This is a genomic window from Yersinia mollaretii ATCC 43969 (assembly GCF_013282725.1).
GTDB classification, from domain to species: Bacteria; Pseudomonadota; Gammaproteobacteria; order Enterobacterales; family Enterobacteriaceae; genus Yersinia; species Yersinia mollaretii.
Map to the genome: position 1 here is coordinate 631,923 of NZ_CP054043.1, position 25,425 is coordinate 657,347.

Below are 25,425 nucleotides of genomic sequence, written 5' to 3' on the forward strand. Positions count from 1 at the left end.
AATATGTTTGATTTTTTACGCCGTAAGGCCGCGCCACGCAAAGCAACATTGAAAAACGATAGTAAGCTCACCGGGCTTGCACTGCGTTTTGCCAAATGGAATATGGACGCGAAAACTCGGATGGGAATTTATGAAAAGCTGGGCAAGTTTATTGCCAACGGCGTCCCAATCACCCAAGCACTAGCGGAAATTCATTTGCATCTTTCCGTTGATGGTACCAAACCCGATAACCCGAAGGCTCAAGCGGTTGAACAGTGGCGTAGAACCGTGCTGAACGGGCAACCTTTTGCCCGCGCTTTACAGGGGTGGGCACCTAAAAATGAAATTTCACTGTTGGAAGCCGGTGAAATTTCCGGCCGATTTGACCAAGCGGTACAAGATGTCCTTTTTGTTTATACCGCAGGTAAACGTATCCGTTCAGCGCTGGCAGGCTTGGTTTATCCCCTGTTCCTAATGTGTACTACCGGCCTATATATGTACATTTTTGGTACTCAAGTAGTACCGGCATTTGATGCCATCTTGCCGAAAGAGCGCTGGCAAGGCACCGGCCATACCATGGCACTGATGGCTGAATTTGTGCAGACCGGTTTGCTGCCCTTAGTCATCTTCCTGATCATCATGGTGATTGTCATTCTCAGCACCATGGCAATTTGGACCGGCAAAATCAGACGCGTATTTGATCGTTTTCCGCCTTGGAGTATTTATCGATTAGTCATTGGCTCCAATTTTCTTATTTCCTTTAGCGCGTTATTGAATGCCGGTATTTCGGTACCCGATGCTTTGCAAATATTGGCCCGTAACGCATCCCCTTGGTATCGGGAAAGATTATTGGCGACTCGCCTGCAAATGCTGAATGGCGCGCGCAATATTGGTGATGCCCTGCATCGTACCGGTTTGAACTTCCCCAGTTGGGAAATGATCATCGATATTCGCTCTTATTCCGCGTTGGCTGGTTTCGATGACATGCTCAATAAGCTCTCGCGCGAGTGGTTGGATGACGCGGTGGTCGGTATTAATCGGCAACTGGATGTATTTCGAAATATCGCCATCGTCATTATGGGGCTGATATTTATGTGGCTTGCTGCCGGGATGTTTGAATTGCAGCAACAATTAAGTGATGCCGCAACTCGCTAAGCACGAAATTAACCCTATTTAAAATTGAGTAAAATTATTATGTCTTTTTTCAAATCATCCAGACCCAAAGTTCAGTTTGGCTCGCAGCCGGAAAACTCGTTGCCGCCACAGCCGCAGGCCGATAGCCCATTGCCAAGCGCTGCACCCCAGAGCCAGTATCAACCTGCCGTGCCGCCAGTCGCAGCTCCCGCGGCACAGAGTGTCGTGGAGGATGTCGATCACTCCCATGTGGTCAATGGCAAAATACGCGACTTAAGTTTTTCCGACCTGATGCTTTGGCCGGATGGCCGGGGTTTTTTACGCCATGTGGTCGGTTATAAAGGGCCAATCATCGCCGTTCCAGCCGGTTTTCACGGTGATATTGTGGCTATTCTCAATGCGATCAACAGTGAAGCGCGCGATAAAGAATTCTTTTTCCGTCACGATGGTGTGCCTTATCGGGTTGCCCGTATCGATACCATTGATGGTTCAGGATATTTCATGCGTCGCCCCAAATACCCTGTTCCGCCATTGAACTCATTGGGTCTGCCCCCGGCGATGGCTGAAACCTTGTTGAAATTGGGTAAAACCTCCGGTCTGGTGCTAATTGCTGGCGCCACAGGTTCCGGTAAAAGCACCACGATGTATTCGTTATTGAATCAGTTGGTGACCATCAATGGCGATATTGCTGTTGCCGTCGAAGATCCACCGGAAATTCCGGTGCAAGGCATTTACGGCGATAAAGGTCAGGGGCTTTGGTACCAGATAGATGCCCATACCGCCGGCGGATTTGAAACCGCCATGATCGCCGCCATGCGCTATAACCCGCGCTATATCATGTTGGGCGAAATCCGGGCACCTAAAGTCGCTAATGAAGCTATCCGTGCCGCAGTCAACGGCCATTTGGTTCTGGCAACCATTCACGGCAGCTCTATTCCCGGGGCCATTATGGCACTGCAACAGATTGCAGCGGCCAGCTCCGGTTCGCAAGAGTTGGCGCGCTCCATACTCGCCGACGGTTTGGCCGCCGTGATCCAGCAAGAGTTAGTGCCAGATCCCGAAAAACCAGGACAGCGTAAACTCGTCGCCGAAATGCTGTGCTTTGGTAATGAACACGGCCTGCGTGCCAAGATCCGGGGCGGTAAGCTCGAACACCTCAGCTCCGACATTGAGGCGCAGCAGATGCGCATCCAGCGTGGCCAGTTGCCGGTCGATATTTGAGTAATTAGCTATGTGGATCATTGTGTTACCCATGTTCATATTATTGGCAATCACACCGATGCTGTTACTCAGCGAGGATTTACTCACTGAGAGCCAACAGCAATCGGCGGCCCAAATTGCCCGTATGGTACAAATTCAGCATCGGGCGGTGGTGGACTATTGTGGTGAAAATCCGAGCAGCTGCAATGGTGATATTGGTTACGCATCATTTGAGCGTTATCTGGATCGGGTTAATCGCGACGGAGAATTATTTCTAAACAGTGCCGGGATGATCTCCTATGGCAGCATGAACGGAGACGTGATTGTTACTGTACTTTCCAATGAGAAAGCCATAGCCCAAATGCGGTTGCCGCCAGTCGGTATGATCCAACACGCCTGGGCGGAACAAGATGTCGTCGGTGCTGGCTTATATAATAAGACTGCTGAGAACATGATAGATATTAACGGACATATTTTTAATATTGATCCCGCCGCGAGTGACAACCAAGACCATAACGCGCCAATGATCGTTTGCATGAAACAAAGTCAAAGCCCGACGGCATGTTGAAATGAGAAATAGCTAATCATGATGTTATTTGATCTGACCACATTGCCACCTGCCTGGCTATTATCCTTTGCCGCGTTATTAGGGGCGATCTTAACCAGCTTTGGTCGTTTGGCGGTGTACCGCTTACCGCACCAAATGGGCTGGCGCGAGCAACCGATCAGCGGACTCACCCTCTGCGCGCCAGCTTCCCACTGTGACAGTTGCGGACAACGTATTCGTTTCGCTTATTTACTGCCCATCATCGGGTGGTTCTTAGCCAAAGGGCGCTGCCCTGATTGTGGCGTTCGAGTGTCGGTTACCCACCCATTGATGGAGGCTATCGGCGCACTGGGCTGGGTGATCGCACTGAGCTGGTTTGGCCCAAATGCCGAAGGGGTAGCCGCTTGCATTCTGTGGCAGGTGCTGCTGTTTTTGGCTGAAATAGACTGGCGTGAAACCTGGCTGCCGGCGGTGGTGACCTTGCCCTTATTCTGGGCTGGCTTGTTGGTGTCCCCCTTTGAACCATCCGTGGCCGAACGGGTTTTAGGTGGCTTTGCCGGTTTCACGCTGATGTGGTTGTGCATGGCAATTGTCGGGCGTTGGCGGCGACTTGATGTGTTAGCGGGCGGTGATATTGCCTTATCGGCTGCCGCCGGAGCTTGGCTGGGGTTTGCTAAAATCCCACAATTTCTCTTTATCGCCGCCGCCATTTTTATCCTGATGGCCCTGCCCGCACGGACACGCGGCCAATTGATGGTGCCGATGGGGCCGGCCCTTGCCGCCAGTTTTCTGCTGTGTTTGGGGCTACCCGCACTGCTGTATTAAGTGATTATAAGATAGGGTTTTTGTTGCTATGTCTACATTAAGTTCCGTGCTGGCTGCCTGCGTTATTCAGGCCGCCAGTGTCCATCAGTTACCGCCCGAATTATTGGTCGCGGTCATTAAGGTTGAAGGCGGTGCCCCCGGTATTGCGGCTAAAAATCGCAACCGCACCGAAGATCTCGGCGTGATGCAGATCAACACCGGTGCTTGGCTGGATCTGGTTGCGCGCGCCCATTTTAACGGCGATCGCGATCAGGCTTACCTCAGATTGCGTGATGACGCCTGCTATAACGTTCAGGTGGGTGCTTGGATCCTCCAGCGGTCGATCAAACAATCAGAAGGCGACCTGTGGCATGGAATTGGCCGTTATCACTCAGCCACCCCAGTCCACAATCAGCGTTATCAGGCGCGGGTGCAGAAAGCCTGGGGCAGCCTGTTTTAAATCTAATTTTCCGTCATTGGCGTATAGAAAATAACTATGAATCAGAAACAAAGAATGGAACGGGGTATTACCCTGATCGAAATGGCGATCGCATTAATGCTGGTTGCCGTCGCGGTGGCGGGGATTGTCACCTGGATGTCCAGCATCAATCAACAATTACAACTGCGTGGCGATGCCAAACACTTTAGCAGCGTAGCCAAAGCCGCACAGCTCTATTTAAAAGGCGAGCGGGGTGAGCTGATTAAGGAGGCTAACACGGGTACAACCTCCAAATGGGTACCCATCGACGATCTAAAATCTAAAGGTTATCTGGCTAAAGAGATCCAAAACCTCTTGGGCAAAAAGCAGCAAGAAATGCATCTGCTGATCAAATTGGATAAGGTTGGTCATAATGTAGATATTCGCGGCTTACTAATTACAGACGGTGGCGCTGATTATACCAATGATGAACTGGGCAGTATGGTATCGATGGCGGGCATATCTGCCGGTTATATACGGGAGGACGGTGAGCCGGTTGAGGGGATCAGTGGTAGCTGGAAAGCAGATCCATCCGAATGGATTATTGCAAATATCAAACCGACACCAGCTCACTTAGTCGCATTGCTAACGGATACGTTAACCAGTGCCTTAAATAGAGTCACACCACCCTATTTACTTAATGATTTCAACTGGAACAAACCGATGGCAAATAGCACCGGAAGATATATCCAGATTAGTATGCTGATTAACTGCCCATGGAGTTTTTGGGCTGACCATTGGGGAAGAGTCACCTTTTGGGTGATTGGAAAAAATGGCGAGAGCGTTAGAGTTGCGATGGCGGGTAAACACCGCGGTAATGGCAATCAGCAGTCAGTATCTTTTATTGTACCCCCCAACTCGATTTGGAGTGGTGACTCCAACAAACATAATGGCGGGGGTTCTATGGGGTGTTATATAGTACATCCCGACGGCAGTTTTGATTCTGAGTCTGGCAATTACGTAGTAACAGAGCTCGGTTGAAAAGTTAGCCTCAAAAAATTATTACTCAATCACTGTGATTAATATTTATATTTTTTGTTCGCCATAATCTTATCATCCAACACGGGCTAACCTTCACTGCGAAGGCTAGCCTGTGCTTTAGAACTAAAAGTAATCACCCTAAAAAGTATCGATAGGGCCTGTGGTCTTAATAGATCACCACAGATATTTAGTTCCCATCCCCATCAAACACCATCTTCCATTGCGGCACTGCGTAGGGGTTATCGAGAGAAATAGAGAAATAGAAATAAGAACGGGGCCATTATTTTATGAAGATATAGCGTGATTTTCCCTTATAAAAATAAGCGGAGGAAATACATAGGTTGGCAGTATCTATCCTGTCTACTGCCAATGAGGAATTATCAGACTGCGCTGGGCGTACGCTTATTGTATCAAGGGTGCCCATCTACCTTTTACCGTCTTCTGTGGATCAACTTTCCTAAGACGATCATACTTGGAAGAATGGCTATTGTTTTTATAATCTGCAAAAAGATCAAGTTCATATTCACAATGAATATTGAACATATAGCTCTCATATACCCTACCTCTATCTAGTTGACGCTCAACCGGATTGTGATAAGGCGTAATGATATGCTTTTCTATTCTATCACGAACGACTTTTTGGCGGACATTTGGTATATTGATTAAATTTAAAGAAATATTTTCTCGCTCAGTAAAACCTATATTAGGGAAATACCAATCCTCAGTCCATCCATCCACGACCACCGCCGTTTTACCAAACGCTTTTAACGATGTGGGTATGAATGGGCCTGGATCCGAAATAATAATGTAGACATGGTCATAGCCATAATTAAACCCAGTTATTCCATCAAAAAAAAAGGACTTACAAAAATTAATTTTATGATCACTTCGCGATAACTTACCAACTTTTTGTAATTCCATTAATGCAACCAGGCAAATCTTCCCCTTTTCGTCACAGTTCCCAATTTTCGTAGCCAGAGTCCGTTGTTCAACAGTATAAAGATCTTGGGGACCACTGAGCCGAGCATCACCGAATGCTTTAGCTTTCCTCTTAGAAACATGAACAAATGGATTATTCGTACTTCTAATTTTTAAAAGACGGAGCTTATTAATAACATGTTTCGCGGCATTTTTACGCTCCAGCAGTATTTCTCTATCATAATTAGATATCATTTTATTTTTACTATCCTCGGTAAAATAAAAAATGGGGAACCAGATAAATTTAGATTGAATAAATTAATACATATAATTAAGATATTAATAAGTTATTTTTAAGCGTTAACGTTTTATTTTATTTGACGTACCACAGCGATGTTAGATTCCGTTATGTTATATAGGCATTAAAATCTTTTGATATATGAAAAGTTATATTAATCAATACACGCTTTATAATTGACATGAAATGACTAAAAAGCGAGTTTTCTTATAGTATACTTAACCTTTGCAATTAAAGTAGTTATACTTAGGTACAGTTCTATACTATGCTTTTGATGATACAGTAATGTAAGCACCCCGTGACCAGCCCTCAGGATTAGTGTCTGCGATTAACTTAAATTATCTAGATGGCAATTTTGGCATAACGGATAAAGTAATTGCATACATTAAGGCCGCATATTTTCATTCCTATATTATTTATATTCCCTCTTTCATGGTTTTTTGCTTTGCTATTTAAGGGGTATAATCCTGCTATAATCATCATCTCGCCAATAATTCCTTTGTTTAAAGTTATTTTAATTCTTGCCGTTGTTTCTATTATCTCACTCTCATATTGGTATGTAGCGACGTTAAGCGAGAAAGGGTATATAAAATGCCAAGGAATACCATCAGGCTAGATGCTCGGCATGGCAACCCAGTACGCAATCAGCGAAGAGTTGTGTTCCAAAAAGTCAGATTGAGGTGAAGCATAAATAAGAGAACAAAAGTTGATACCTCCTCGCCACTGATCTCACAAAGCAAAAACCCCGCCGAGGCGGGGTTTTTATGGAATGAGTGGAGTTGACCGGTAAGCCGGGTTCTGTCGTGGACAGTCATTCCTCTAGGCCAGCAATCGCTCACTGGCTCAAGCAGCCTACCCGGGTTCAGTACGGGCCGTACCATGTGAACCCCTATTTGGCCTTGCTCCGGGTGGAGTTTACCATGCCACGAACTGTTGCCAGTCGCGCGGTGCGCTCTTACCGCACCCTTTCACCCTTACCTGATCCCACTTACGCGGGCCATCGGCGGTTTGCTCTCTGTTGCACTTGTCGTAGGCTTGCGCCTCCCAGGCGTTACCTGGCACCCTGCCCTATGGAGCCCGGACTTTCCTCCCCTTCACCTGTCTCCCCCGAAAGGGACGGCAGCGAAGCGGCGACTGTCTAGTCAACTCCGCGGCGGATTATAATCACATTAGGATTGAATGTCATCTTCCGCTTGGTCTTGCCCCTCATTTTGCTGCTCAAGTGCATACTTATAGAGCGCGTTCTTTTTCACACTGTGAATTTCTGCGGCCAAAGCAGCGGCTTTTTTCAACGGCAGCTCTTTTTGTAGTAGCGCTAAAGTGCGCAACGCGGCAGCAGGTAATGCATCATCGGTCTGCACTTTATGCCCTTCGACAATCAGTACCATCTCACCACGACGGCGAGTCTCTTCTTCCTGAACCCAAGCCAGCAACTCGCCAACGGGTGCACCGTGGATAGACTCCCAGGTTTTGGTCAACTCTCTGGCCAGTACCACATAGCGTTGTGGGCCAAGTACGGTTACCATGTCCTGTAAACTTTCCAACAAGCGGTGTGTTGATTCGTAGAAGATCAGTGTTCGAGGTTCCTCAATCAGCGCTTGCAGAGTATCCTTACGGCCTTTGGTTTTCGCGGGCAGGAAGCCTTCGTAGCAAAAACGATCTGAGGCGAGACCAGCAGCAGAAAGTGCGGTAATCGCCGCACAAGCGCCCGGTAATGGCACCACTCTGATGCCCGCTTCACGGCAACGGCGTACTAAATGGTAGCCCGGATCGTTGATAAGTGGCGTCCCTGCATCTGAAACCAGCGCAATACTCTGGCCCTCTTGCAGTTTTGCCAGCAAATGATCGGCTTTTTGTTGTTCGTTATGGTCATGAAGTGCAAACAGACGGGCGTTGATCGCGAAATGCTGTAACAGCAACCCTGTATGACGTGTATCTTCTGCCGCAATCAAATCAACGCCTTTCAGTACCTCTAACGCCCGGTGGGTGATATCCCCTAAATTACCGATGGGGGTAGGTACCACATAAAGCGTAGATGCAGAAATCACTGCTCGATCGTGTTGATTCATTGTTTCATCCGAATTACCGATTTAATATTGAGCATCTTGAAAAAAACATCACTGGATACAGTATGCTTTCCTCAACATTCGTTCGTTCCAAAGCAGGGCTTTTCCCTGTTGTTCTCGCTGCTCTGATACTGGCAGCCTGTTCAGGCAGGGCACCACAGACACCACCACCCGCAAATATACAGGACGAAGCCAGTGCTAACGCCGATTATTATTTGCAGCAGCTGCAACAGAGCAGTGATGATAACAAGGCTGACTGGCAATTACTCGCCATTCGTGCCCTGCTACGTGAAGGGAAGATTCTTCAGGCGGCAGAACAGCTGAGTACACTACCGGCTAATCTGAGCGATACACAACGCCAAGAACAGCAACTACTGACCGCAGAGCTGCTGGTGGCACAGAAAAATAATCCTGCCGCAGCCGATATTCTTGGCAAGCTTGATACAACCCAGCTCTCTGCAAATCAGCAGGTTCGCTTCTATCAGGCCCAAATTGCCGCCAATCAAGGCAAGGCCACTCTGCCATTGATTCGGGCATTTATCGCTCAGGAACCGCTGCTGAAAGATAAAGCGCATCAGGATAATATCGATGGCACTTGGCAAGCACTGGCACAGCTAACACCACAAGAATTGAATAATATTGTGATTAATGCAGACGAAAACGTGCTGCAAGGCTGGCTGGATTTAACTCATGTCTATCAGGATAACAAACAAGATCCTGAACTGCTGAAAGCCGCGATTAAAGATTGGCAAACCCGCTACCCGCAGAACCCCGCAGCGAAAAATTTGCCAACGGCGTTGACCCAGATTAGCAACTTCAGTCAGGCATCCACGGCGAAAATTGCGCTGTTGCTGCCCTTGAGTGGCCCGGCACAAGTGTTCGCCGATGCTATCCAACAAGGTTTCACTGCCGCGCAGAATGGTTTACCGATAGCCGCCCCAGTTCCCGAAACACCGGATGCCACGGCAAGTGCCTCCACTGATGCAACAGCACCAGTAGATGTGGCAACCGCGCCGACTCCATCACCCGTCGCCGTACCGATTGCCACCAGCAATGCGCAAGTAAAAATCTACGACACCACCACACAACCGATTGCCGCATTACTGGCGCAGGCGCAGCAAGATGGCGCAACACTGGTTGTCGGCCCGCTGCTGAAACCCGAAGTCGAGCAGTTAAGTGCCACCCCAAGCACCCTAAACATTCTGGCTTTGAACCAACCGGAAGTGAACACTAACAACCCGAATATCTGCTACTTCGCCCTGTCGCCAGAAGATGAAGCGCGCGATGCCGCACATCATCTGTGGAGTCAGGAAAAAAGAGCACCGCTGCTGCTGACTCCGCGTGGTGCCTTCGGTGATCGCGTCACTAAAGCCTTCGCCGAAGAGTGGCAGAAGCTAGGTGGGCAGACAGTATTACAGCAAAACTTCGGTTCAACGGCAGAGTTGAAACAAGCTATCAACAGTGGCGCAGGCATCCGCCTGACCGGGCAGCCCGTCGCCATTTCGAGCACACCTGCTGTGGCCCCCGCCTCTGTGACTATCGCGGGTCTGACCATTCCTGCACCGCCAGTGGATGCGCCTGTCGTCTCCACCTCTGCCGGCGGCAACATTGATTCGGTGTATATCATTGCAACACCGGCTGAACTGACGCTGATTAAGCCGATGATTGATATGGCCACCAGCTCACGCAGTAAACCCGCGCTGTTTGCCAGTTCACGCAGCTATCAGGCCGGTGCTGGTCCAGATTACCGCTTAGAGATGGAAGGTATTCAGTTTAGTGATATTCCATTGATGGCAGGGGCTAATCCTGCATTAATGCAACAAGCGGCGGCTAAATATGCCAATGACTATTCACTGGTGCGTCTGTACGCCATGGGGATTGATGCGTGGACATTATCGAACCATTTTGCTGAAATGCGGCAGATTCCGGGCTTCCAGCTCAGTGGTACTACGGGTGAATTAACTGCATCCGCAGATTGTGTTATCACCCGTAAATTGCCTTGGTTACAATATCGTCAGGGCATGGTAGTTCCGGCAGCCTAACAACCCTGCAGCTTCAAGTACGAAGGGAGAGTTATGAGCCAAAGGAATACTGGCACACACTACGAAAATCAAGCCCGTTGCCATCTGGAGCGGGCGGGCTTAATTTTTCAAGCGGCCAATGTCACCTATCAAAGCGGTGAGATTGACCTTATCATGCGCGATGGGCCGACTTGGGTATTTGTTGAAGTTCGCTTTCGGCGCAATGACCTATTCGGTGGTGCCGCTGCCAGCGTCACCTACCGCAAGCAGCAACGGTTACTCCGTGCCGCCGCCGTTTGGCTGGCTCAGCGAGGCGCCAGTTTTGCCACAACACCGTGCCGTTTTGATGTTTTTGCAGTTACTGGCAGTCAGATAGAATGGCTGCCTAACGCCTTCAATGCGGATTGATGAGTTTCGCCGGTTTGTTACCGAAATCTTAAATAATAAGTGAGTTAAATCAACGTGCTGGATAGAATCAAAGGCTGCTTCACAGAAAGTATTCAAACCCAGATTGCCGCAGCTGAGGCTTTGCCTGATGCCATATCCCGTGCAGCAATGACGTTGGTTCAGTCACTGCTCAACGGCAATAAAATTCTCTGCTGCGGTAATGGGACTTCTGCGGCTAACGCACAGCACTTTGCTGCCAGCATGATAAACCGTTTTGAAACAGAACGGCCGAGCCTGCCAGCGATTGCGTTGAATGCTGATAATGTGGTGCTAACGGCAATCACCAATGACCGTTTACACGATGAGGTTTACGCTAAGCAGGTACGAGCGCTCGGCCACGCGGGTGATGTTTTACTCGCCATTTCCACTCGCGGCAATAGCCGTGATATTGTGAAAGCAGTCGAAGCTGCCGTCACCCGTGATATGACCATTGTGGCCCTGACCGGTTACGATGGTGGTGAGCTGGCTGGCCTGTTAGGTCAGCAGGATGTTGAAATCCGCATCCCTTCGCACCGTAGCGCACGCGTTCAAGAATTACACATGCTCACAGTGAATTGCTTGTGTGACTTAATTGATAACACTCTATTTCCTCATCAGGATGATTAAAGGAGCACGAATGAAGGTGGGTTATATTTTTGCCATGCTATTCAGCGCACTGCTACTGCAAGGCTGTGTCGGTGCCGTAGTGGTGGGCAGCGCAGCGGTTGCCACCAAATCCGTAACCGACCCACGCTCTGTCGGGACTCAGGTAGACGATGGCACATTGGAGGCCAGAGTCGTCAACGCGCTGAGCAAAGATCAGCAGATAAAAAGCCAGACACGTTTTGTGGTGACCGCTTATCAAGGGAAAGTATTGCTGACCGGGCAAACACCAACCGCAGAACTGTCTAGCCGCGCAAAACAGATTGCAGCGGGCGTCGATGGCGCAACGGAAGTCTATAACGAGATGCGCTTAGGTAAACCGGTCGATCTGACCACTGCGTCTATGGATACTTGGATCACCACCAAAGTCCGCTCACAATTGCTGACCGCCGACTCGGTTAAATCATCGAATGTGAAAGTAACTACCGAGAATGGCGAAGTCTTCCTCTTGGGGCTGGTCACTCAGCAGGAAGCGCAATCAGCCGCACAGATTGCCAGTCAGGTCAGTGGCGTGAAACACGTCACTACCGCGTTTACTATCGTAAAATAATCTCGCTTATTGGCGTGAAATCAAACGATTACGGGCTTAGAGAGATCTAAGCCCGTTTTTTATCTGCATAAATCCATGCCACAGCTATCGGCACCACATCAATCTAAGGCGTTTTCCTGCAAAAACGTCTTGCCACCTAACTGGCGCATTTGGCGCAAGATCCACTGCTGGCGAGAAATGACGTAGCCCGAGGGTGCATTGGCCTTAAAACGCAGCGGATTGGGCAGCACCGCAGCCAATAAAGCGGCTTCTGATGCGCTCAATTTGCTGGCGGGCTTTTTGAAGAAATGCTGTGCAGCCGCCTCGACGCCAAAAATACCCTCGCCAAATTCCGCGATATTCAGATAAACCGTCAAAATACGGCGCTTCGTCCATACCAGCTCAATACCGGCAGTCAACCCCACTTCCAGCCCTTTACGCACCCAGCTTCGCCCATCCCACAGAAACAGATTTTTTGCCGTTTGCTGCGATAAGGTGGATGCGCCGCGAATACGATTTTGATTGCGCTGATTATGGGATAACGCAGACTCAATGGCTCCGACATCAAACCCCCAATGTTCGGGGAATTTTTGATCTTCAGCGGCCATCACGGCCAGCGCCATATAAGGTGAAATCTCATCCATTGGCACCCAATCAGAGTGCGCTACATACGAAAAATCACCGGTTAACCAAGCACCTACCTGCCTTTCAATCATCACCATGGAAAAAGGAACCGGCAGGAAGGCAAAAATCAAAATACCCGCCAACCAGAGTGCAGCAATGCCGATAACGCCTCTTTTCCCCCAATACCAAAGCCAATTGACTCCACGCCTGGCTGATATCATTCGGTTAGATCCAGCACCTTTGTGACCAATTTATCAATCCCTTTTGCCGCTTCAGAAATTGATCCGGCCAACATATAAGCAGGGGTTGTCACCACTTTATTATCAATATCAATCACCACATCATCAACAGGGCAAACAACATGCTCTCCACCCATCATTTCAATTGCATCAATGGTATCGGGATCGTTACCAATCGTCAGACGGATAGGCTTACCCAGCAGCTTTGGTAGCATCACGGGCGAAATACACATAAACCCAATAGGTTTACCTGACTTATGCATTGATTGAGTTAACTTAACTAAATCGGGGTCTAGGGTGCAGTCAGAACCCTTAATCGCGAAGTCACTGAGGTTCTTGGCAGCCCCAAAACCACCGGGGACAATCAAAGCATCCAACTGCGCTGAATTAGCGAGGGAAAGTGGCGTGATATGCCCACGGGCAATGCGCGCGGACTCCAGCAAGACATTCCGTTGTTCCGCCATTTCTTTGCCGGTAATATGATTAATAACATGCAGTTGCGTCTTGTCGGGTGCGAAGAACAAAACACGCGCTCCCGCACGATCCAGTGCCAGCATTGTTAAGACAGATTCATGTATCTCCGCGCCGTCGAAAACTCCACATCCGCTGAGGACTACCCCGACTGTTTTCATCACACCTCTCCTTTTCTTACGCTGTCAATCGCTTAACCCGTTCTAGTGACAAAGACGAATCTCTATCACAAATTTTAATGAATCTTGTAACAAGAGCGCTTACATTTGCTATGTTGTTGCTTGTATGATGTATGGAAGAATCCTGACAACCTGCGAATCCATTTGAAATCGAATTAATATGCCCTGAATCATGACAGGCATCGCAGGTTAACGATTTCCCTGGTGTTGGCGCAGTATTCGCGCACCCCGGCCTCGGTCGGGGTTATTTTTTTTCAACTTCCGCCACCCACTCACGCAACACCTGCACATCATTGCGCCACTCTAATTTTAATTCATCGACCCAATCTTGCACGTTATCCCACCATGCTGGCAGTGTCGGTGTTTGAATCTGCTGTGCAAGCTGCTGGATGTGGCGCAAGCCAACTGAACCTGCCGCACCTTTAATTTTATGCGCTTCTTCGGTAATGCCCTTTTGGTCCCGCGCCGTCATGTTTGAATCCAACACCGCCAAATACCCCGGCATCATCTGTTCAAACATCTCCAGACTTTGATGAATCAATTGCGGGCCGACCAAATCGATGTATTGTTCCAACATCGCAGTATCAAGTAACGATTCATGGGTTTGCATCACTTTATGTTCCTGTTTTTTGGCTGAAGAGGGCTTATGATCCCAGAATTGCTTAATCATGGCCGTGAGCGCAGGTACCGACAACGGCTTACTCAGCACGTCATCCATCCCAGCGTCTAAATACTCTTTTTTATCTTTGAGGACATTAGCGGTCAATGCCACCAGTGGCGGCAGTGATTGCGAGTCATATTCCGCTCGAATCTGCCGGGCAATATCCAACCCGCTCATATCTGGCAGCTGAATATCCAGCAGCACCAAATCGAAGTCATCCGGTTTGAACATCGCCAAGGCATCATGACCGTTCATCGCGACCTCGACACTATTGCCCAGTTTTTCCAGCACCGAGCGTGCGACAATCACATTCAGCTCGATATCTTCCACCAGCAAGACATGCAGCGCAGGTAGCGGCATATCGTCGCCAGATGGCACACTGGCGACTTGCTGCACCGCCGGTGCTTTAATGGTCAAGGTAAAGCAGGAACCAGAACCTTGGGCACTCTTCACGGTAATATCACCGCCCATACTCTGCGCAAGACGCTTAGAGACCGCCAGACCAATACCCGTCCCCGTTGCCGGACGACCGCCATTGCTGTCTTTCACCTGATAATACATGGCAAAAATCTTATCCTGCTCATCTTCAGGGATACCCATACCTGAGTCTTCCACTTCAAACGTCAGGCGGTCATTCTCCTCACGCCGTACCCGCACCACAATCTCGCCTTGCTGGGTAAATTTCACCGCGTTACCAATAAGATTCCACAGAATCTGCCGCAACCGCGTGCCATCGGTGATGACCTTCTCGGGTAGCGGTAACTCCGGCTCCATAGTGAATTTCAGCCCTTTCGGCTGCACCAGCAAGCCAGTCAGATTCTCCAGATCCGCCATAAATCCTGTAAAATCAATTGGTTGATTATCTAACTGAACTTTGCGACGCTCAAGCTTATCCATCTCAATGATATCATTGAAAATATTCCCGAGGGTGATAGCACTGACATGAATGGTTTTCAGGTATTTCAGTTGTTCGCTGTCTAATTCAGTATCCAGCAGGATGCGGCTCAGGCCCACGATGCCATTAAGCGGTGTGCGCAGCTCGTGGCTGATAGTTGAGATAAATGTGGTCTTATCCCTACTGGCATTCTCCAGCGCGTCCTGATAGCGCTTACGCTCAGTTATATCGCGCCCGAAGCCCATCAAACCGTGGCGTTTGCCCACACGATCATAAAAAGGCACTTTTCGCAGCTCAAAACAGGCTTTTCGGCCATCAGGGTAGACCAACCACTGTTCGTAGGTGAGAGAGACGTTATGGCGGAAGACTTTTTCATCGGTTTCCATCACTTTTTCAGCAATGTCTGGCGCGTACACATCTTTTGGGGTCAGCCCGACCAATTGCTTCTCACTTTTACCCGTCAACAGCTCCATTGCGCGGTTGCAGCCGGAGAACTCATTGTCTTCGTTGCGGTAATAAACCAGATCCGGTGAAGCATCCAGAAAAGAGCGCAGTAGTGCCGACTGCTGCCCCAACTCAATCTGAGCCTGCTCACGGTGTCCCATCTCTTCTTTCAGTTTATCAACCACTTGCAGGTGCGCTTTTTCTGCTTTTTCGCGCTCGACAATTTCCTGATTGAGCTGAGCAATGTTTTCGGTCAATTGCTGATTCAGCTCTAAATCGCGGTAGCGCATCACTTCAAGCTTATCCACCAGCCGCGACAGCCGTTGGCGCGACTCCTCCAGTTGCTCCACCACCACCGACAAGAAGTACACCGCCCACGGAGTTATCAGCAAGCCAAAGAAAATCGACCGTACCAAATCGAGGGTTTCAACCGAGCCACTCAGCACAAAGGTCACCGCCATCTGCACCACCATAGCGAGCAATACCAGCACCGAGGCCAATAGCAGTGAGAAGCGAACCAGCCCCAACTTAACCATTAAATCAACGTAGTACTGGGCTAATACCCTGATTTGCTTCATAGCAACCCCTGTCAGTGTTTCCGGATATACCCCAAATAAATGGTATTACAGCGAACTTCAAGTACAAAAGGTATCCCCACAGTAATTGGAGTTGCAGGTAGGCAGCAAGCAAACGAATCCCGATGAGCTTACTCAAGTAAGTGATTCGGGTGAGTGAGTGCAGCTAACACCCCTGCAACTTCAAGTACAAAGGGGATAAATCATACCGCAAAACTGGGCTGAGATAAGATGGCTTGCTTAGAAGTGTGGAAAAGACTGCAAATCGCGGTGAGACAGGAAGAAACGAGCACTGCACAATCTCAGTATGACGACGCGCAGTCGCCGATCACAACCCAGAAGCTTGACCACCATGGATAAGCATATAGCTATTCAGTTCATTCATCGCCGTCCATCGATTCTCGCACCATAACGGCGCAAGCAGCGTGGGACGACGTGCACTGGCGGAGATCCGGTGATAGACAATCTCGGCGGGGGTATGGCGAATCATTTCACCGGCAGTCAGCACATAATCCTTCAGCGCCAGTTCCGGCAAGCGCCCTGCCCGCCAAGCTTTCGCCATAGTGCTGCCCTCGACGATATGCAGCGGATGCAGCTTCAGCCCATCAACGCCCGTTGCCACTACCTTCTCCAATGTTTCCATCCCTTGCGCTCGATCTTCGCCGGGCAGACCCACAATCAGATGGCAGCACACTTTGAGGCCACGGGCGCGAGCGCGGCGCACCGTCTGCTGATAGCAGGCGAAATCATGGCCGCGATTAATACGTTTGAGGGTTTTATCATTCGCGGTCTGTAGCCCCAGCTCGAGCCAGACCTCATAACCTTGCTGATGATAGCCGCTCAGCAAATCCAGCACGGCATCGGGTACGCAGTCGGGCCGAGTTCCTACACACAACCCCACAATGTCAGTTTCAGCCAATGCCTGCTGATACATCACGGCCAGCGCATTCACTTCTGCATAAGTACTGGTATAAGCCTGAAAGTAAGCTAGGTAACGGTTTGCTCGATTGGTTTTTTTTGCCTGTGCTGCTAACTGCTGCGCAATACTTTGTTGCTGCATTTGCTCATCGGCAAATGAGGCCACCTGACAAAAAGTGCAACCACCACGGCCGAGGGTACCATCGCGATTGGGGCAGCTAAACCCGCCATGTAGCGTGAGTTTATGCACTTTTTCACCGTAGCGACGCTGTAAATCCGCACCAAACATATTGACTAATTGCTGCAACTGCATAATCTTGGCACTGCCTGTCTGAAAAGAACCCAAGATTACCCGCCAACGATGTTGTGTGCGATGACAGAGATCAACTCCCATGCCCTTGGGTGCAACTTCGCATAACCATTCACTATAAATGCAAATAAAATCACTTGTTCGGTGATTAAATTTTCTTATTTCCATCAACCCCATAGCGCATCTATTACAATTCAGTGAAAAATAGTTTTAAGAACCAATAAATATACAGAATGCAGCACATAACTCTAACATCCCCGCCAGCACTAGCATGGTGCAGAGATTTGTCCATTGCACTATAGTGAGACAGCTCACAATTCTACATCTACTGCTCCTTGCACCCAGCGGGCAAAAAATGCCAATAAATTCCTATTTTTCATAGTGATAAAGCCATTATTTACATTAAAGATATATCTTAAGCCTATATTTGACCTGAGTATTCTTTCTCGCTAAGTTGGAGGTCCGCTGGAAGCTTTCTAGACGGGCAAACGTCTAGTCATAATTATGCAGTAATTTAAGACTCCCTCTTAAAACAAGTCTTTTACCACTTGTGAGAACCGTCACAAGAGGCCACTGGCGGAGGGCGGAAAAGTAGATTTGCCGCGAAACACGCGCCTGTCAGCCCACACCGTCTCAGTCACGATGTCCTTCTGGAGTCGGTTTGTGAGAGTCTCGCAGAGCCTGGGGAGGTTCACTGATATGTTGTACGATAAATCCCAAGAAAGGGACAACTGTGGTTTCGGCCTAATCGCCCACATAGAAGGCGAACCTAGCCATAAGGTCGTGCGTACCGCAATACACGCACTGGCCCGCATGCAACACCGTGGCGCGATCCTTGCTGATGGCAAGACCGGCGACGGCTGTGGTCTGCTTTTACAAAAACCGGATCGCTTTTTCCGGATGGTCGCTGAAGAACGCGGATGGCGTTTGGCCAAAAACTATGCCGTTGGCATGATGTTTCTCAGTCAGGACGAAGAACTCGCCAAGGCAAGCCGCCGCATTGTAGAAGAAGAATTGCAAAACGAAACGCTGTCGATTATCGGCTGGCGTGAAGTGCCGACCAACCCAGATGTTCTTGGTGAAATCGCTCTCTCCTCCCTGCCTCGGATTGAACAAATTTTTGTGAACGCCCCTGCGGGTTGGCGTCCACGTGATATGGAACGCCGTCTGTTTGTGGCCCGTCGCCGTATCGAAAAGCGTATTTCAGGTGACAAAGATTTCTACGTTTGTAGTTTCTCGAATCTGGTGACGATCTATAAAGGCTTATGTATGCCTGCGGATCTGCCGCGCTTTTACCTTGATTTGGCTGACCTGCGTATGGAGTCAGCCATCTGCCTGTTCCATCAGCGCTTCTCAACCAACACCGTGCCGCGCTGGCCGTTGGCTCAGCCGTTCCGCTATCTGGCCCATAACGGCGAAATCAACACCATCGCCGGTAACCGCCAGTGGGCGCGTGCGCGTGCTTATAAATTCAAAACGCCATTAATCCCCGATTTGCAGGATGCCGCGCCCTTCGTCAATGAGACCGGCTCGGACTCCAGTTCGCTGGATAACATGCTGGAGCTGTTCCTCAGCGGTGGGATGGACTTGATCCGCGCCATGCGTCTGCTGGTGCCACCGGCCTGGCAGAATAACCCAGATATGGATACTGACCTGCGCGCCTTCTTTGACTTCAACTCCATGCACATGGAGCCGTGGGATGGCCCTGCGGGGATCGTGATGTCAGATGGTCGTTATGCGGCCTGTAACCTCGACCGTAATGGCCTGCGCCCTGCGCGCTACGTCATCACCAAAGACAAACTGATTACCTGTGCCTCTGAAGTGGGTATCTGGGATTACCAGCCCGATGAAGTGATTGAGAAAGGCCGCGTCGGCCCCGGCGAACTGATGGTGATCGACACCCGCAGCGGTAAGATCCTGCACTCCGCCGAAACCGATAACGATCTGAAAAGCCGCCACCCGTATAAAGAGTGGATGGAGAAGAACGTTAAGCGCTTGGTGCCGTTCGAAGACTTGCCGGAAGATCAGGTGGGTAGCCGCCAGTTAGATGATTCGACACTGGAAACCTATCAGAAGCAGTTTGGTTACAGCAGCGAAGAGCTGGATCAAGTGATCCGCGTACTGGGTGAGATTGGTCAGGAAGCGACCGGTTCAATGGGCGATGACACCCCATTTGCCGTGCTTTCCAGCGGCCCGCGTATTATTTACGATTACTTCCGCCAGCAGTTCGCGCAGGTCACCAACCCGCCGATCGATCCGCTGCGTGAGGCGCACGTCATGTCACTGGCCACCAGTATCGGCCGTGAAATGAATGTGTTCTCCGAAGCAGAAGGTCAGGCGCACCGCCTGAGCTTTAAATCACCCATCTTGCTGTTCTCTGATTTCCAGCAACTTACCACGCTGGAAGGGGAGCATTACCGCGCTGATCGACTGGATTTGACCTTTGATCCGGCTGAAACTGATTTAGAGCAAGCCGTGCTCGCCCTGTGCGAAGAAGCGGAGCGCAAAGTGCGTGATGGGGCTGTGATGTTGGTGCTGTCTGATCGTGCTATTGCCCCGAATCGCCTGCCAGTTCCTGCTCCAATGGCGGTTGGCGCTATCCAGACCCGTCTGGTGGAAAAAAACCTGCGCTGCGACGCGAACATTATTGTTGAAACCGCCAGCGCCCGTGACCCGCATCACTTCGCCGTGCTGCTCGGTTTTGGTGCTACTGCGATCTACCCTTATTTAGCTTATGAATCATTGGCTAAGTTGGTTGACTCACAAGCTATAGATAAGAAGTATCGCGATGTGATGCTTAACTATCGCAACGGGATCAACAAGGGCCTGTACAAAATCATGTCCAAAATGGGCATCTCGACCGTCGCCTCCTACCGCTGCGCCAAACTGTTTGAAGCGGTTGGCCTGCATCGTGAACTGACTGATCTCTGCTTCCAAGGGGTAGTGAGCCGCATTGGCGGGGCCAGTTTCAGCGATTTCCAACAGGATTTGCAGAATCTGTCCAAACGCGCTTGGCTGAAACGCAAGCCATTGGATCAGGGCGGTTTACTGAAATTTGTCCACAATGGCGAATACCATGCGTACAACCCAGATGTGGTCAGCACCTTACAAACTGCGGTTCATAGCGGTGAATACAGTGATTATCAGGTTTACGCCAAGCTGGTGAATGAGCGCCCGGTTGCCACTTTCCGTGATCTGCTGGCAATCAAACCACAAGGCACCCCGATCCCAGTCGATCAGGTTGAGCCAGCGGAATCACTGTTTACCCGCTTTGATACCGCCGCGATGTCTATCGGCGCACTTAGCCCTGAAGCCCATGAATCATTGGCTATCGCCATGAACAGTCTCGGCGGGTTCTCTAACTCCGGCGAAGGCGGCGAAGATCCAGCGCGTTACGGCACCAATAAAGTGTCCCGTATCAAGCAGGTAGCCTCGGGTCGTTTCGGCGTCACACCGGCGTATCTGGTGAATGCAGATGTTATCCAGATCAAAGTGGCCCAAGGGGCAAAACCGGGCGAAGGGGGTCAGTTACCGGGTGATAAAGTCACGCCGTACATCGCCAAACTGCGCTACTCCGTTCCGGGCGTGACCTTGATCTCGCCACCACCGCACCATGATATTTACTCAATCGAAGATTTGGCACAGCTGATTTTCGACTTGAAACAGGTCAACCCGAAGGCACTGATTTCGGTGAAACTGGTCTCTGAGCCGGGTGTGGGCACCATTGCCACTGGTGTGGCGAAAGCCTACGCCGACCTGATTACCATTGCCGGTTACGACGGGGGTACCGGTGCCAGCCCACTGTCATCAGTGAAATATGCCGGTTGTCCGTGGGAGCTAGGGCTGGTTGAAACCCAACAAGCACTGGTTGCCAACGGGCTGCGCCATAAAATCCGCCTGCAAGTGGATGGTGGCCTGAAAACGGGTGTCGATATTGTTAAGGCCGCGATTCTGGGGGCAGAAAGCTTCGGTTTCGGCACTGGCCCTATGGTGGCGTTGGGCTGTAAATACCTGCGCATTTGTCACCTGAATAACTGCGCCACCGGTGTTGCCACTCAGGATGAGAAACTGCGTCGTGACCACTATCACGGCTTGCCTGAGCGTGTGGTGAACTACTTCCAGTTTATCGCGCGGGAAACCCGTGAAATCATGGCTGAGCTGGGTGTTCGCCAACTGGTTGATTTAATTGGCCGCACCGACATGTTGCTGGAGCTGGATGGTATCTCAGCCAAACAGAACAAGCTGGATCTGTCGCCAATGCTGAAAACCGCGACGCCACATCCGGGCAAAGCCCTGTATTGCACCGAAAGTAACCCGCCGTTCGATAAAGGCTCACTAAACAAAGAGTTGCTGTCACAGGCCGAGTCACACATTGAAGCCAAACACAGCAAAACGTTTTACTTTGATATCCGCAACACTGACCGCTCAGTGGGCGCATCACTGTCTGGCGCGATTGCCACTAAACATGGCGATCAAGGTATGGCAACGGACCCCATCAAAGCCTACTTCTCGGGGACTGCCGGTCAGAGCTTTGGCGTCTGGAATGCGGGCGGTGTTGAGCTGACCCTGACGGGCGATGCCAATGACTATGTGGGCAAAGGAATGGCCGGAGGCCGTATCGCGGTGCGCCCTCCAGTGGGGTCTAACTTCCGCAGCCACGAAGCCAGTATTGTCGGCAACACCTGTCTGTACGGTGCCACTGGCGGCAAATTATTCGCCGCAGGCCGTGCGGGTGAGCGTTTCGCGGTGCGTAACTCCGGTGCTATCACTGTGGTTGAAGGTATCGGCGATAACGGTTGTGAATATATGACGGGCGGGATTGTTTGCGTACTGGGCCGCACCGGGATTAACTTCGGTGCCGGGATGACCGGGGGGTTCGCTTATGTTCTTGATGAAGATGGTGAATTCCGTAAACGTGTTAACCCTGAGCTGGTAGAAGTCTTGGATGTCGATCAACTGGCGATCCATGAAGAGCATCTGCGTGGGCTGATCACTGAACACGTTCAGTTGACGGGTTCTAGCCGTGGCGAAGAAATTCTGGCTAACTGGCCGGAGTGGGTGACCAAGTTTGCTTTGGTTAAACCGAAATCCAGCGATGTGAAAGCACTGTTGGGCCACCGTAGCCGTTCCGCAGCTGAGCTGCGGGTTCAAGCGCAGTAAGGGGTTGAAATGAGTCAGAATGTTTATCAGTTTATCGACCTACAGCGCGTAGATCCGCCGAAAAAGCCGCTGAAGATCCGTAAAATTGAATTTGTTGAGATTTACGAGCCATTCTCGGAAACACAGGCCAAAGCACAGGCAGACCGCTGTTTGTCTTGCGGTAACCCTTACTGTGAATGGAAATGCCCGGTGCATAACTACATCCCTAACTGGCTGAAACTCGCCAATGAGGGACGGATTATGGAAGCAGCGGATCTGGCTCACCAGACCAACAGCTTGCCGGAAGTTTGTGGCCGTGTCTGTCCGCAGGATCGTCTGTGCGAAGGCTCTTGCACCCTGAACGACGAGTTCGGTGCGGTGACTATCGGCAATATTGAGCGCTATATCAGTGATAAAGCTATCGAGATGGGCTGGAAGCCAGATATGTCCCATGTTCACCCGACCGGCAAACGTGTCGCGGTGATCGGCGCTGGCCCTGCGGGGCTGGCCTGTGCTGACGTCTTAGCCCGTAACGGTGTGCAAGCCGTGGTGTTTGACCGCCACCCAGAGATTGGGGGCTTACTGACCTTTGGTATCCCAGCCTTTAAGCTGGAAAAAGAGGTGATGATTAAGCGCCGTAAAATTTTCTCTGAGATGGGTATCGAGTTCCAGCTGAATATTGAAGTCGGCAGAGATATCACGATGGATGCACTGCTGAAAGAGTATGACGCGGTGTTCCTTGGTGTGGGGACTTACCAATCTATGCGCGGCGGGCTGGAGAACGAAGATGCTTCCGGTGTTTACGATGCACTGCCGTTCCTGATTGCCAATACCAAGCAGTTGATGGGCTACGAAGCCGCTGCTCACGAGCCTTACATCAGCATGGAAGGTAAACGCGTGGTGGTGCTGGGCGGCGGTGATACCGCGATGGACTGTGTGCGTTCTTCTATTCGTCAAGGTGCAACAGATGTGGTCTGTGCTTACCGTCGTGATGAGGCCAACATGCCTGGCTCCAAACGGGAAGTGAAAAATGCCCGTGAAGAGGGGGTTGAATTTAAATTCAACCTGCAACCATTGAGCATTGAAGTGAACAGCAATGGCAAAGTGTGCGGCGTGAAAATGGTTCGCACCCAACTGGGCGCACCTGATGCTCAGGGCCGTAGCATGGCTGAGCAGATCCCAGGCTCAGAACATGTTCTGCCCGCAGACGCCGTGATAATGGCGTTTGGCTTCCGTCCGCACAGCATGGAGTGGTTGGCCGCTCATGACGTGGCGCTGGATAAGCAAGGCCGAGTCGTTGCCCCTGAAAGCACCGATAATGCCTTCCAGACCAGTAACCCAAAAATCTTCGCGGGGGGCGATATTGTCCGTGGCTCTGATTTAGTGGTCACCGCCATCGCCGAGGGTCGCAAGGCCGCAGAAGGCATCATGAATTATCTGGAAGTCTAAGATCCGGCTACTTGTACCCAAAATCTGAGGTTACTGACAAGCCTATTTTATAGCTTGGTGGCTCGCGGGGCGACTGCACAGATGGGCACTCCGACGGCTTACGCCGTTACGACCCATTCTGTACATTTCCCCGCGGGCAACTTTTTCAACGGTCTGAGGGCTGGTTATCCAGCCCTTTTTATTACTGTTTTTCCCGCACATCGCCCCCACTCAAGATTTTGTAACAATCTCAAACTCCCTTATTTGCAGCATTTTAATCATGAAGCGCTATAGTAAGGCCCGAGTTTAGATTTACTTATGCTTCTGGGCCAACTTCACTGGCCCGCATATAGGGTTACACCTTGTTTTAAAGAAAGGATCATCTGTTATGAAATCTCACTTACTTTTTATTGCTGGCGGATTGCTGGCGATGAGTGGCAGCGCGTTGGCAATGTCGCTTAATTATCAAGAAGTTGGCTACAATATCGAGGCTCGTGGTGCCCGTACCGTGGTGGCTGAACTGGCGAAAGCGGGGCAACTTCCGGCGGTAGAGAATAATATCAAGCTGGGTGATGATAACTGGATTGCTATGGCCCCTAAACTGGCCGATGGGGGTAATGCGAGCTTCACCGCAGGGGTGAAATCAGCACTCTCTTCCGCACTGATTTATAACCCCGCTGCTGTGCTAAAAGCGGTAAGCAACAGCAAAACACTCCAATTATCAGAGATTTGTACTGCCCCCATTGACACCAAAGATAGCGCCGCCAAAGCCAATTTCCAGCAGCGCGCCTCTCATACCCTATCCACAATCAGAAATAGTGACATGATGAGCCAGCGTGATAGCTGTCTGGCTGAATTGAAAAAACTGTCTTAATTTTTTGGGTTATACCCAAATAATTGAAATTGTAGGTAGGCAACAAATAATAAGGGCGACCAATGGCCGCCCTTAGAAATGCAGAATGCTTTGCTTGAAAACGAAGGGGCTACTTAACAACCCTTAATGCCGGGCGACCACCACTGCGTGGTGGTTGTGGCGGCTCATCATCAGGCAACGCATTATCGTCTTGCGAAGACGGAGTTTCGCCCGTGACTAACATCAGGTTGTCAGTTGGTGCACTATTACCCTCTTCGATGCCCTCGGAATCACCCTCAACATCAGAGTCGTAAGCTTCTTCAGGTTCAAATAGCGTGCCAGAACCATTTTCTCGCGCATAGATTGCGATTATCGCCGCCATAGGCACACTGACCTGACGCGGCACACCGCCGAAACGGGCATTGAAGCTTACGCCATCGTTGCCCAGCTCCAGATCACCCACTGCACGCGGTGCCACATTCAATACAATCTGCCCATCACGAGCAAACTCCATTGGCACCGAAACGCCCGGCCTTGTGACATCAACAACCAGATGTGGCGTCAGCTGGTTATCAATCAGCCACTCGTAAAATGCGCGTAACAAATAGGGACGGCGCGGAGACATATCCGACATCTCCATAGCAA

20 protein-coding genes and 1 other RNA gene are annotated in these 25,425 nt (G+C 50.3%); 13 read left to right on the forward strand and 8 right to left on the reverse strand.

Annotated elements, in window-relative coordinates; genetic code table 11:
- Window positions 1-3: 3 nt before the first annotated feature.
- The 6 genes from HRD69_RS02750 to HRD69_RS02775 are packed head-to-tail and all read left to right on the forward strand — an operon-like array spanning window position 4 to window position 5,123.
- Window positions 4-1,134, forward strand: a complete 1,131-nt coding sequence (locus HRD69_RS02750) for a type II secretion system F family protein (RefSeq protein WP_004874110.1) — start codon at window positions 4-6, stop codon at window positions 1,132-1,134.
- A gap of 39 nt (window positions 1,135-1,173) precedes the next feature.
- A complete protein-coding gene (locus HRD69_RS02755; protein WP_004874109.1) occupies window positions 1,174-2,334 on the forward strand; it encodes an ATPase, T2SS/T4P/T4SS family in 1,161 nt (386 codons plus the stop codon).
- Between the two features lie 31 nt (window positions 2,335-2,365).
- Window positions 2,366-2,881 carry a hypothetical protein gene (locus HRD69_RS02760; protein ID WP_152412078.1) on the forward strand — a complete coding sequence of 172 codons (516 nt, stop codon included), beginning with the start codon at window positions 2,366-2,368 and terminating at the stop codon, window positions 2,879-2,881.
- 18 nt (window positions 2,882-2,899) lie between these two features.
- Complete coding sequence (locus HRD69_RS02765; RefSeq protein ID WP_050413176.1) at window positions 2,900-3,685, forward strand: prepilin peptidase; 786 nt, start codon at window positions 2,900-2,902, stop codon at window positions 3,683-3,685.
- 28 nt (window positions 3,686-3,713) lie between these two features.
- Window positions 3,714-4,124: a lytic transglycosylase domain-containing protein gene (locus HRD69_RS02770; protein ID WP_032813405.1), complete on the forward strand. Its 411-nt coding sequence runs from the start codon at window positions 3,714-3,716 to the stop codon at window positions 4,122-4,124.
- Window positions 4,125-4,160: 36 nt separating this feature from the next.
- A complete protein-coding gene (locus HRD69_RS02775) occupies window positions 4,161-5,123 on the forward strand; it encodes a hypothetical protein (RefSeq protein ID WP_032813404.1) in 963 nt (320 codons plus the stop codon).
- Window positions 5,124-5,525: 402 nt separating this feature from the next.
- On the opposite strand, the gene HRD69_RS02780 is transcribed toward HRD69_RS02775, so the two are convergent.
- The 3 genes from HRD69_RS02780 to rsmI all read right to left on the reverse strand — a co-directional run bounded on the left by HRD69_RS02780 (window position 5,526) and on the right by rsmI (window position 8,408).
- Window positions 5,526-6,296, reverse strand: a complete 771-nt coding sequence (locus HRD69_RS02780; RefSeq protein WP_004874104.1) for a hypothetical protein — start codon at window positions 6,294-6,296, stop codon at window positions 5,526-5,528.
- Between the two features lie 814 nt (window positions 6,297-7,110).
- An RNA gene (rnpB, locus tag HRD69_RS02785) (RNase P RNA component class A) lies at window positions 7,111-7,489 on the reverse strand.
- A gap of 19 nt (window positions 7,490-7,508) precedes the next feature.
- Window positions 7,509-8,408 carry a 16S rRNA (cytidine(1402)-2'-O)-methyltransferase gene (gene rsmI / locus HRD69_RS02790; RefSeq protein WP_032813403.1) on the reverse strand — a complete coding sequence of 300 codons (900 nt, stop codon included), beginning with the start codon at window positions 8,406-8,408 and terminating at the stop codon, window positions 7,509-7,511.
- Between the two features lie 62 nt (window positions 8,409-8,470).
- Here rsmI and HRD69_RS02795 point away from each other — a divergent pair, with 62 nt between their 5' ends.
- Genes HRD69_RS02795 through dolP form a run of 4 tightly spaced genes read left to right on the forward strand, consistent with a single transcriptional unit; the run spans window position 8,471 to window position 12,065 of the window.
- The gene (locus tag HRD69_RS02795) at window positions 8,471-10,447 is read left to right on the forward strand and encodes a penicillin-binding protein activator (RefSeq protein ID WP_032813402.1); all 1,977 of its coding nucleotides are present in this window, start codon (window positions 8,471-8,473) and stop codon (window positions 10,445-10,447) included.
- A 33-nt stretch (window positions 10,448-10,480) separates the two neighbouring features.
- Complete coding sequence (locus tag HRD69_RS02800; RefSeq protein ID WP_004874099.1) at window positions 10,481-10,834, forward strand: YraN family protein; 354 nt, start codon at window positions 10,481-10,483, stop codon at window positions 10,832-10,834.
- Window positions 10,835-10,888: 54 nt separating this feature from the next.
- Window positions 10,889-11,479 carry a DnaA initiator-associating protein DiaA gene (diaA, locus tag HRD69_RS02805; RefSeq protein WP_004391999.1) on the forward strand — a complete coding sequence of 197 codons (591 nt, stop codon included), beginning with the start codon at window positions 10,889-10,891 and terminating at the stop codon, window positions 11,477-11,479.
- A 10-nt stretch (window positions 11,480-11,489) separates the two neighbouring features.
- Window positions 11,490-12,065 (forward strand): division/outer membrane stress-associated lipid-binding lipoprotein, encoded by a 576-nt coding sequence (gene dolP, locus HRD69_RS02810; RefSeq protein WP_004874098.1) that lies wholly within the window; start codon window positions 11,490-11,492, stop codon window positions 12,063-12,065.
- Window positions 12,066-12,163: 98 nt separating this feature from the next.
- Here dolP and mtgA read toward each other — a convergent pair whose 3' ends face one another.
- From mtgA to mnmL, 4 genes are all read right to left on the reverse strand, one after another.
- Window positions 12,164-12,889 (reverse strand): monofunctional biosynthetic peptidoglycan transglycosylase, encoded by a 726-nt coding sequence (mtgA, locus tag HRD69_RS02815; RefSeq protein WP_032813399.1) that lies wholly within the window; start codon window positions 12,887-12,889, stop codon window positions 12,164-12,166.
- Window positions 12,886-13,539: an isoprenoid biosynthesis glyoxalase ElbB gene (gene elbB / locus HRD69_RS02820; protein WP_032813396.1), complete on the reverse strand. Its 654-nt coding sequence runs from the start codon at window positions 13,537-13,539 to the stop codon at window positions 12,886-12,888. Before elbB ends, mtgA begins: the two co-directional genes overlap by 4 nt.
- Before the next feature lie 262 nt (window positions 13,540-13,801).
- Entirely contained in the window at window positions 13,802-16,135 is a 2,334-nt protein-coding gene (gene arcB / locus HRD69_RS02825; RefSeq protein ID WP_004874095.1) for an aerobic respiration two-component sensor histidine kinase ArcB, read from the reverse strand.
- Window positions 16,136-16,460: 325 nt separating this feature from the next.
- On the reverse strand, window positions 16,461-17,363 hold the full coding sequence (mnmL, locus tag HRD69_RS02830) for a tRNA modification radical SAM protein MnmL/YtqA (RefSeq protein WP_004874094.1): 903 nt from the start codon (window positions 17,361-17,363) through the stop codon (window positions 16,461-16,463).
- A 696-nt stretch (window positions 17,364-18,059) separates the two neighbouring features.
- On the opposite strand from mnmL, the gene gltB reads away from it, so the two are divergent.
- The 3 genes from gltB to HRD69_RS02845 all read left to right on the forward strand — a co-directional run bounded on the left by gltB (window position 18,060) and on the right by HRD69_RS02845 (window position 24,801).
- Window positions 18,060-22,520 (forward strand): glutamate synthase large subunit, encoded by a 4,461-nt coding sequence (gene gltB / locus HRD69_RS02835; protein WP_032813394.1) that lies wholly within the window; start codon window positions 18,060-18,062, stop codon window positions 22,518-22,520.
- 9 nt (window positions 22,521-22,529) lie between these two features.
- On the forward strand, window positions 22,530-23,948 hold the full coding sequence (locus HRD69_RS02840) for a glutamate synthase small subunit (RefSeq protein ID WP_004874092.1): 1,419 nt from the start codon (window positions 22,530-22,532) through the stop codon (window positions 23,946-23,948).
- Between the two features lie 367 nt (window positions 23,949-24,315).
- Window positions 24,316-24,801 (forward strand): hypothetical protein, encoded by a 486-nt coding sequence (locus HRD69_RS02845; protein WP_004874091.1) that lies wholly within the window; start codon window positions 24,316-24,318, stop codon window positions 24,799-24,801.
- Window positions 24,802-24,910: 109 nt separating this feature from the next.
- Here HRD69_RS02845 and sspB read toward each other — a convergent pair whose 3' ends face one another.
- Complete coding sequence (sspB, locus tag HRD69_RS02850; protein ID WP_004874090.1) at window positions 24,911-25,420, reverse strand: ClpXP protease specificity-enhancing factor; 510 nt, start codon at window positions 25,418-25,420, stop codon at window positions 24,911-24,913.
- Between the last annotated feature and the right edge of the window lie 5 nt (window positions 25,421-25,425).

Bases quoted from the DNA above. Each gene is read 5' to 3' on its own strand.
- HRD69_RS02750 (WP_004874110.1), top strand. From the start codon at position 4: ATGTTTGATTTTTTACGCCGTAAGGCCGCGCCACGCAAAGCAACATTG.
- HRD69_RS02755 (WP_004874109.1), top strand. From the start codon at position 1,174: ATGTCTTTTTTCAAATCATCCAGACCCAAAGTTCAGTTTGGCTCGCAG.
- HRD69_RS02760 (WP_152412078.1), top strand. From the start codon at position 2,366: ATGTTCATATTATTGGCAATCACACCGATGCTGTTACTCAGCGAGGAT.
- HRD69_RS02765 (WP_050413176.1), top strand. From the start codon at position 2,900: ATGATGTTATTTGATCTGACCACATTGCCACCTGCCTGGCTATTATCC.
- HRD69_RS02770 (WP_032813405.1), top strand. From the start codon at position 3,714: ATGTCTACATTAAGTTCCGTGCTGGCTGCCTGCGTTATTCAGGCCGCC.
- HRD69_RS02775 (WP_032813404.1), top strand. From the start codon at position 4,161: ATGAATCAGAAACAAAGAATGGAACGGGGTATTACCCTGATCGAAATG.
- HRD69_RS02780 (WP_004874104.1), bottom strand. From the start codon at position 6,296: ATGATATCTAATTATGATAGAGAAATACTGCTGGAGCGTAAAAATGCC.
- rsmI (WP_032813403.1), bottom strand. From the start codon at position 8,408: ATGAATCAACACGATCGAGCAGTGATTTCTGCATCTACGCTTTATGTG.
- HRD69_RS02795 (WP_032813402.1), top strand. From the start codon at position 8,471: ATGCTTTCCTCAACATTCGTTCGTTCCAAAGCAGGGCTTTTCCCTGTT.
- HRD69_RS02800 (WP_004874099.1), top strand. From the start codon at position 10,481: ATGAGCCAAAGGAATACTGGCACACACTACGAAAATCAAGCCCGTTGC.
- dolP (WP_004874098.1), top strand. From the start codon at position 11,490: ATGAAGGTGGGTTATATTTTTGCCATGCTATTCAGCGCACTGCTACTG.
- mtgA (WP_032813399.1), bottom strand. From the start codon at position 12,889: ATGATATCAGCCAGGCGTGGAGTCAATTGGCTTTGGTATTGGGGGAAA.
- elbB (WP_032813396.1), bottom strand. From the start codon at position 13,539: ATGAAAACAGTCGGGGTAGTCCTCAGCGGATGTGGAGTTTTCGACGGC.
- arcB (WP_004874095.1), bottom strand. From the start codon at position 16,135: ATGAAGCAAATCAGGGTATTAGCCCAGTACTACGTTGATTTAATGGTT.
- mnmL (WP_004874094.1), bottom strand. From the start codon at position 17,363: ATGCAGTTGCAGCAATTAGTCAATATGTTTGGTGCGGATTTACAGCGT.
- gltB (WP_032813394.1), top strand. From the start codon at position 18,060: ATGTTGTACGATAAATCCCAAGAAAGGGACAACTGTGGTTTCGGCCTA.
- HRD69_RS02840 (WP_004874092.1), top strand. From the start codon at position 22,530: ATGAGTCAGAATGTTTATCAGTTTATCGACCTACAGCGCGTAGATCCG.
- HRD69_RS02845 (WP_004874091.1), top strand. From the start codon at position 24,316: ATGAAATCTCACTTACTTTTTATTGCTGGCGGATTGCTGGCGATGAGT.
- sspB (WP_004874090.1), bottom strand. From the start codon at position 25,420: ATGGAGATGTCGGATATGTCTCCGCGCCGTCCCTATTTGTTACGCGCA.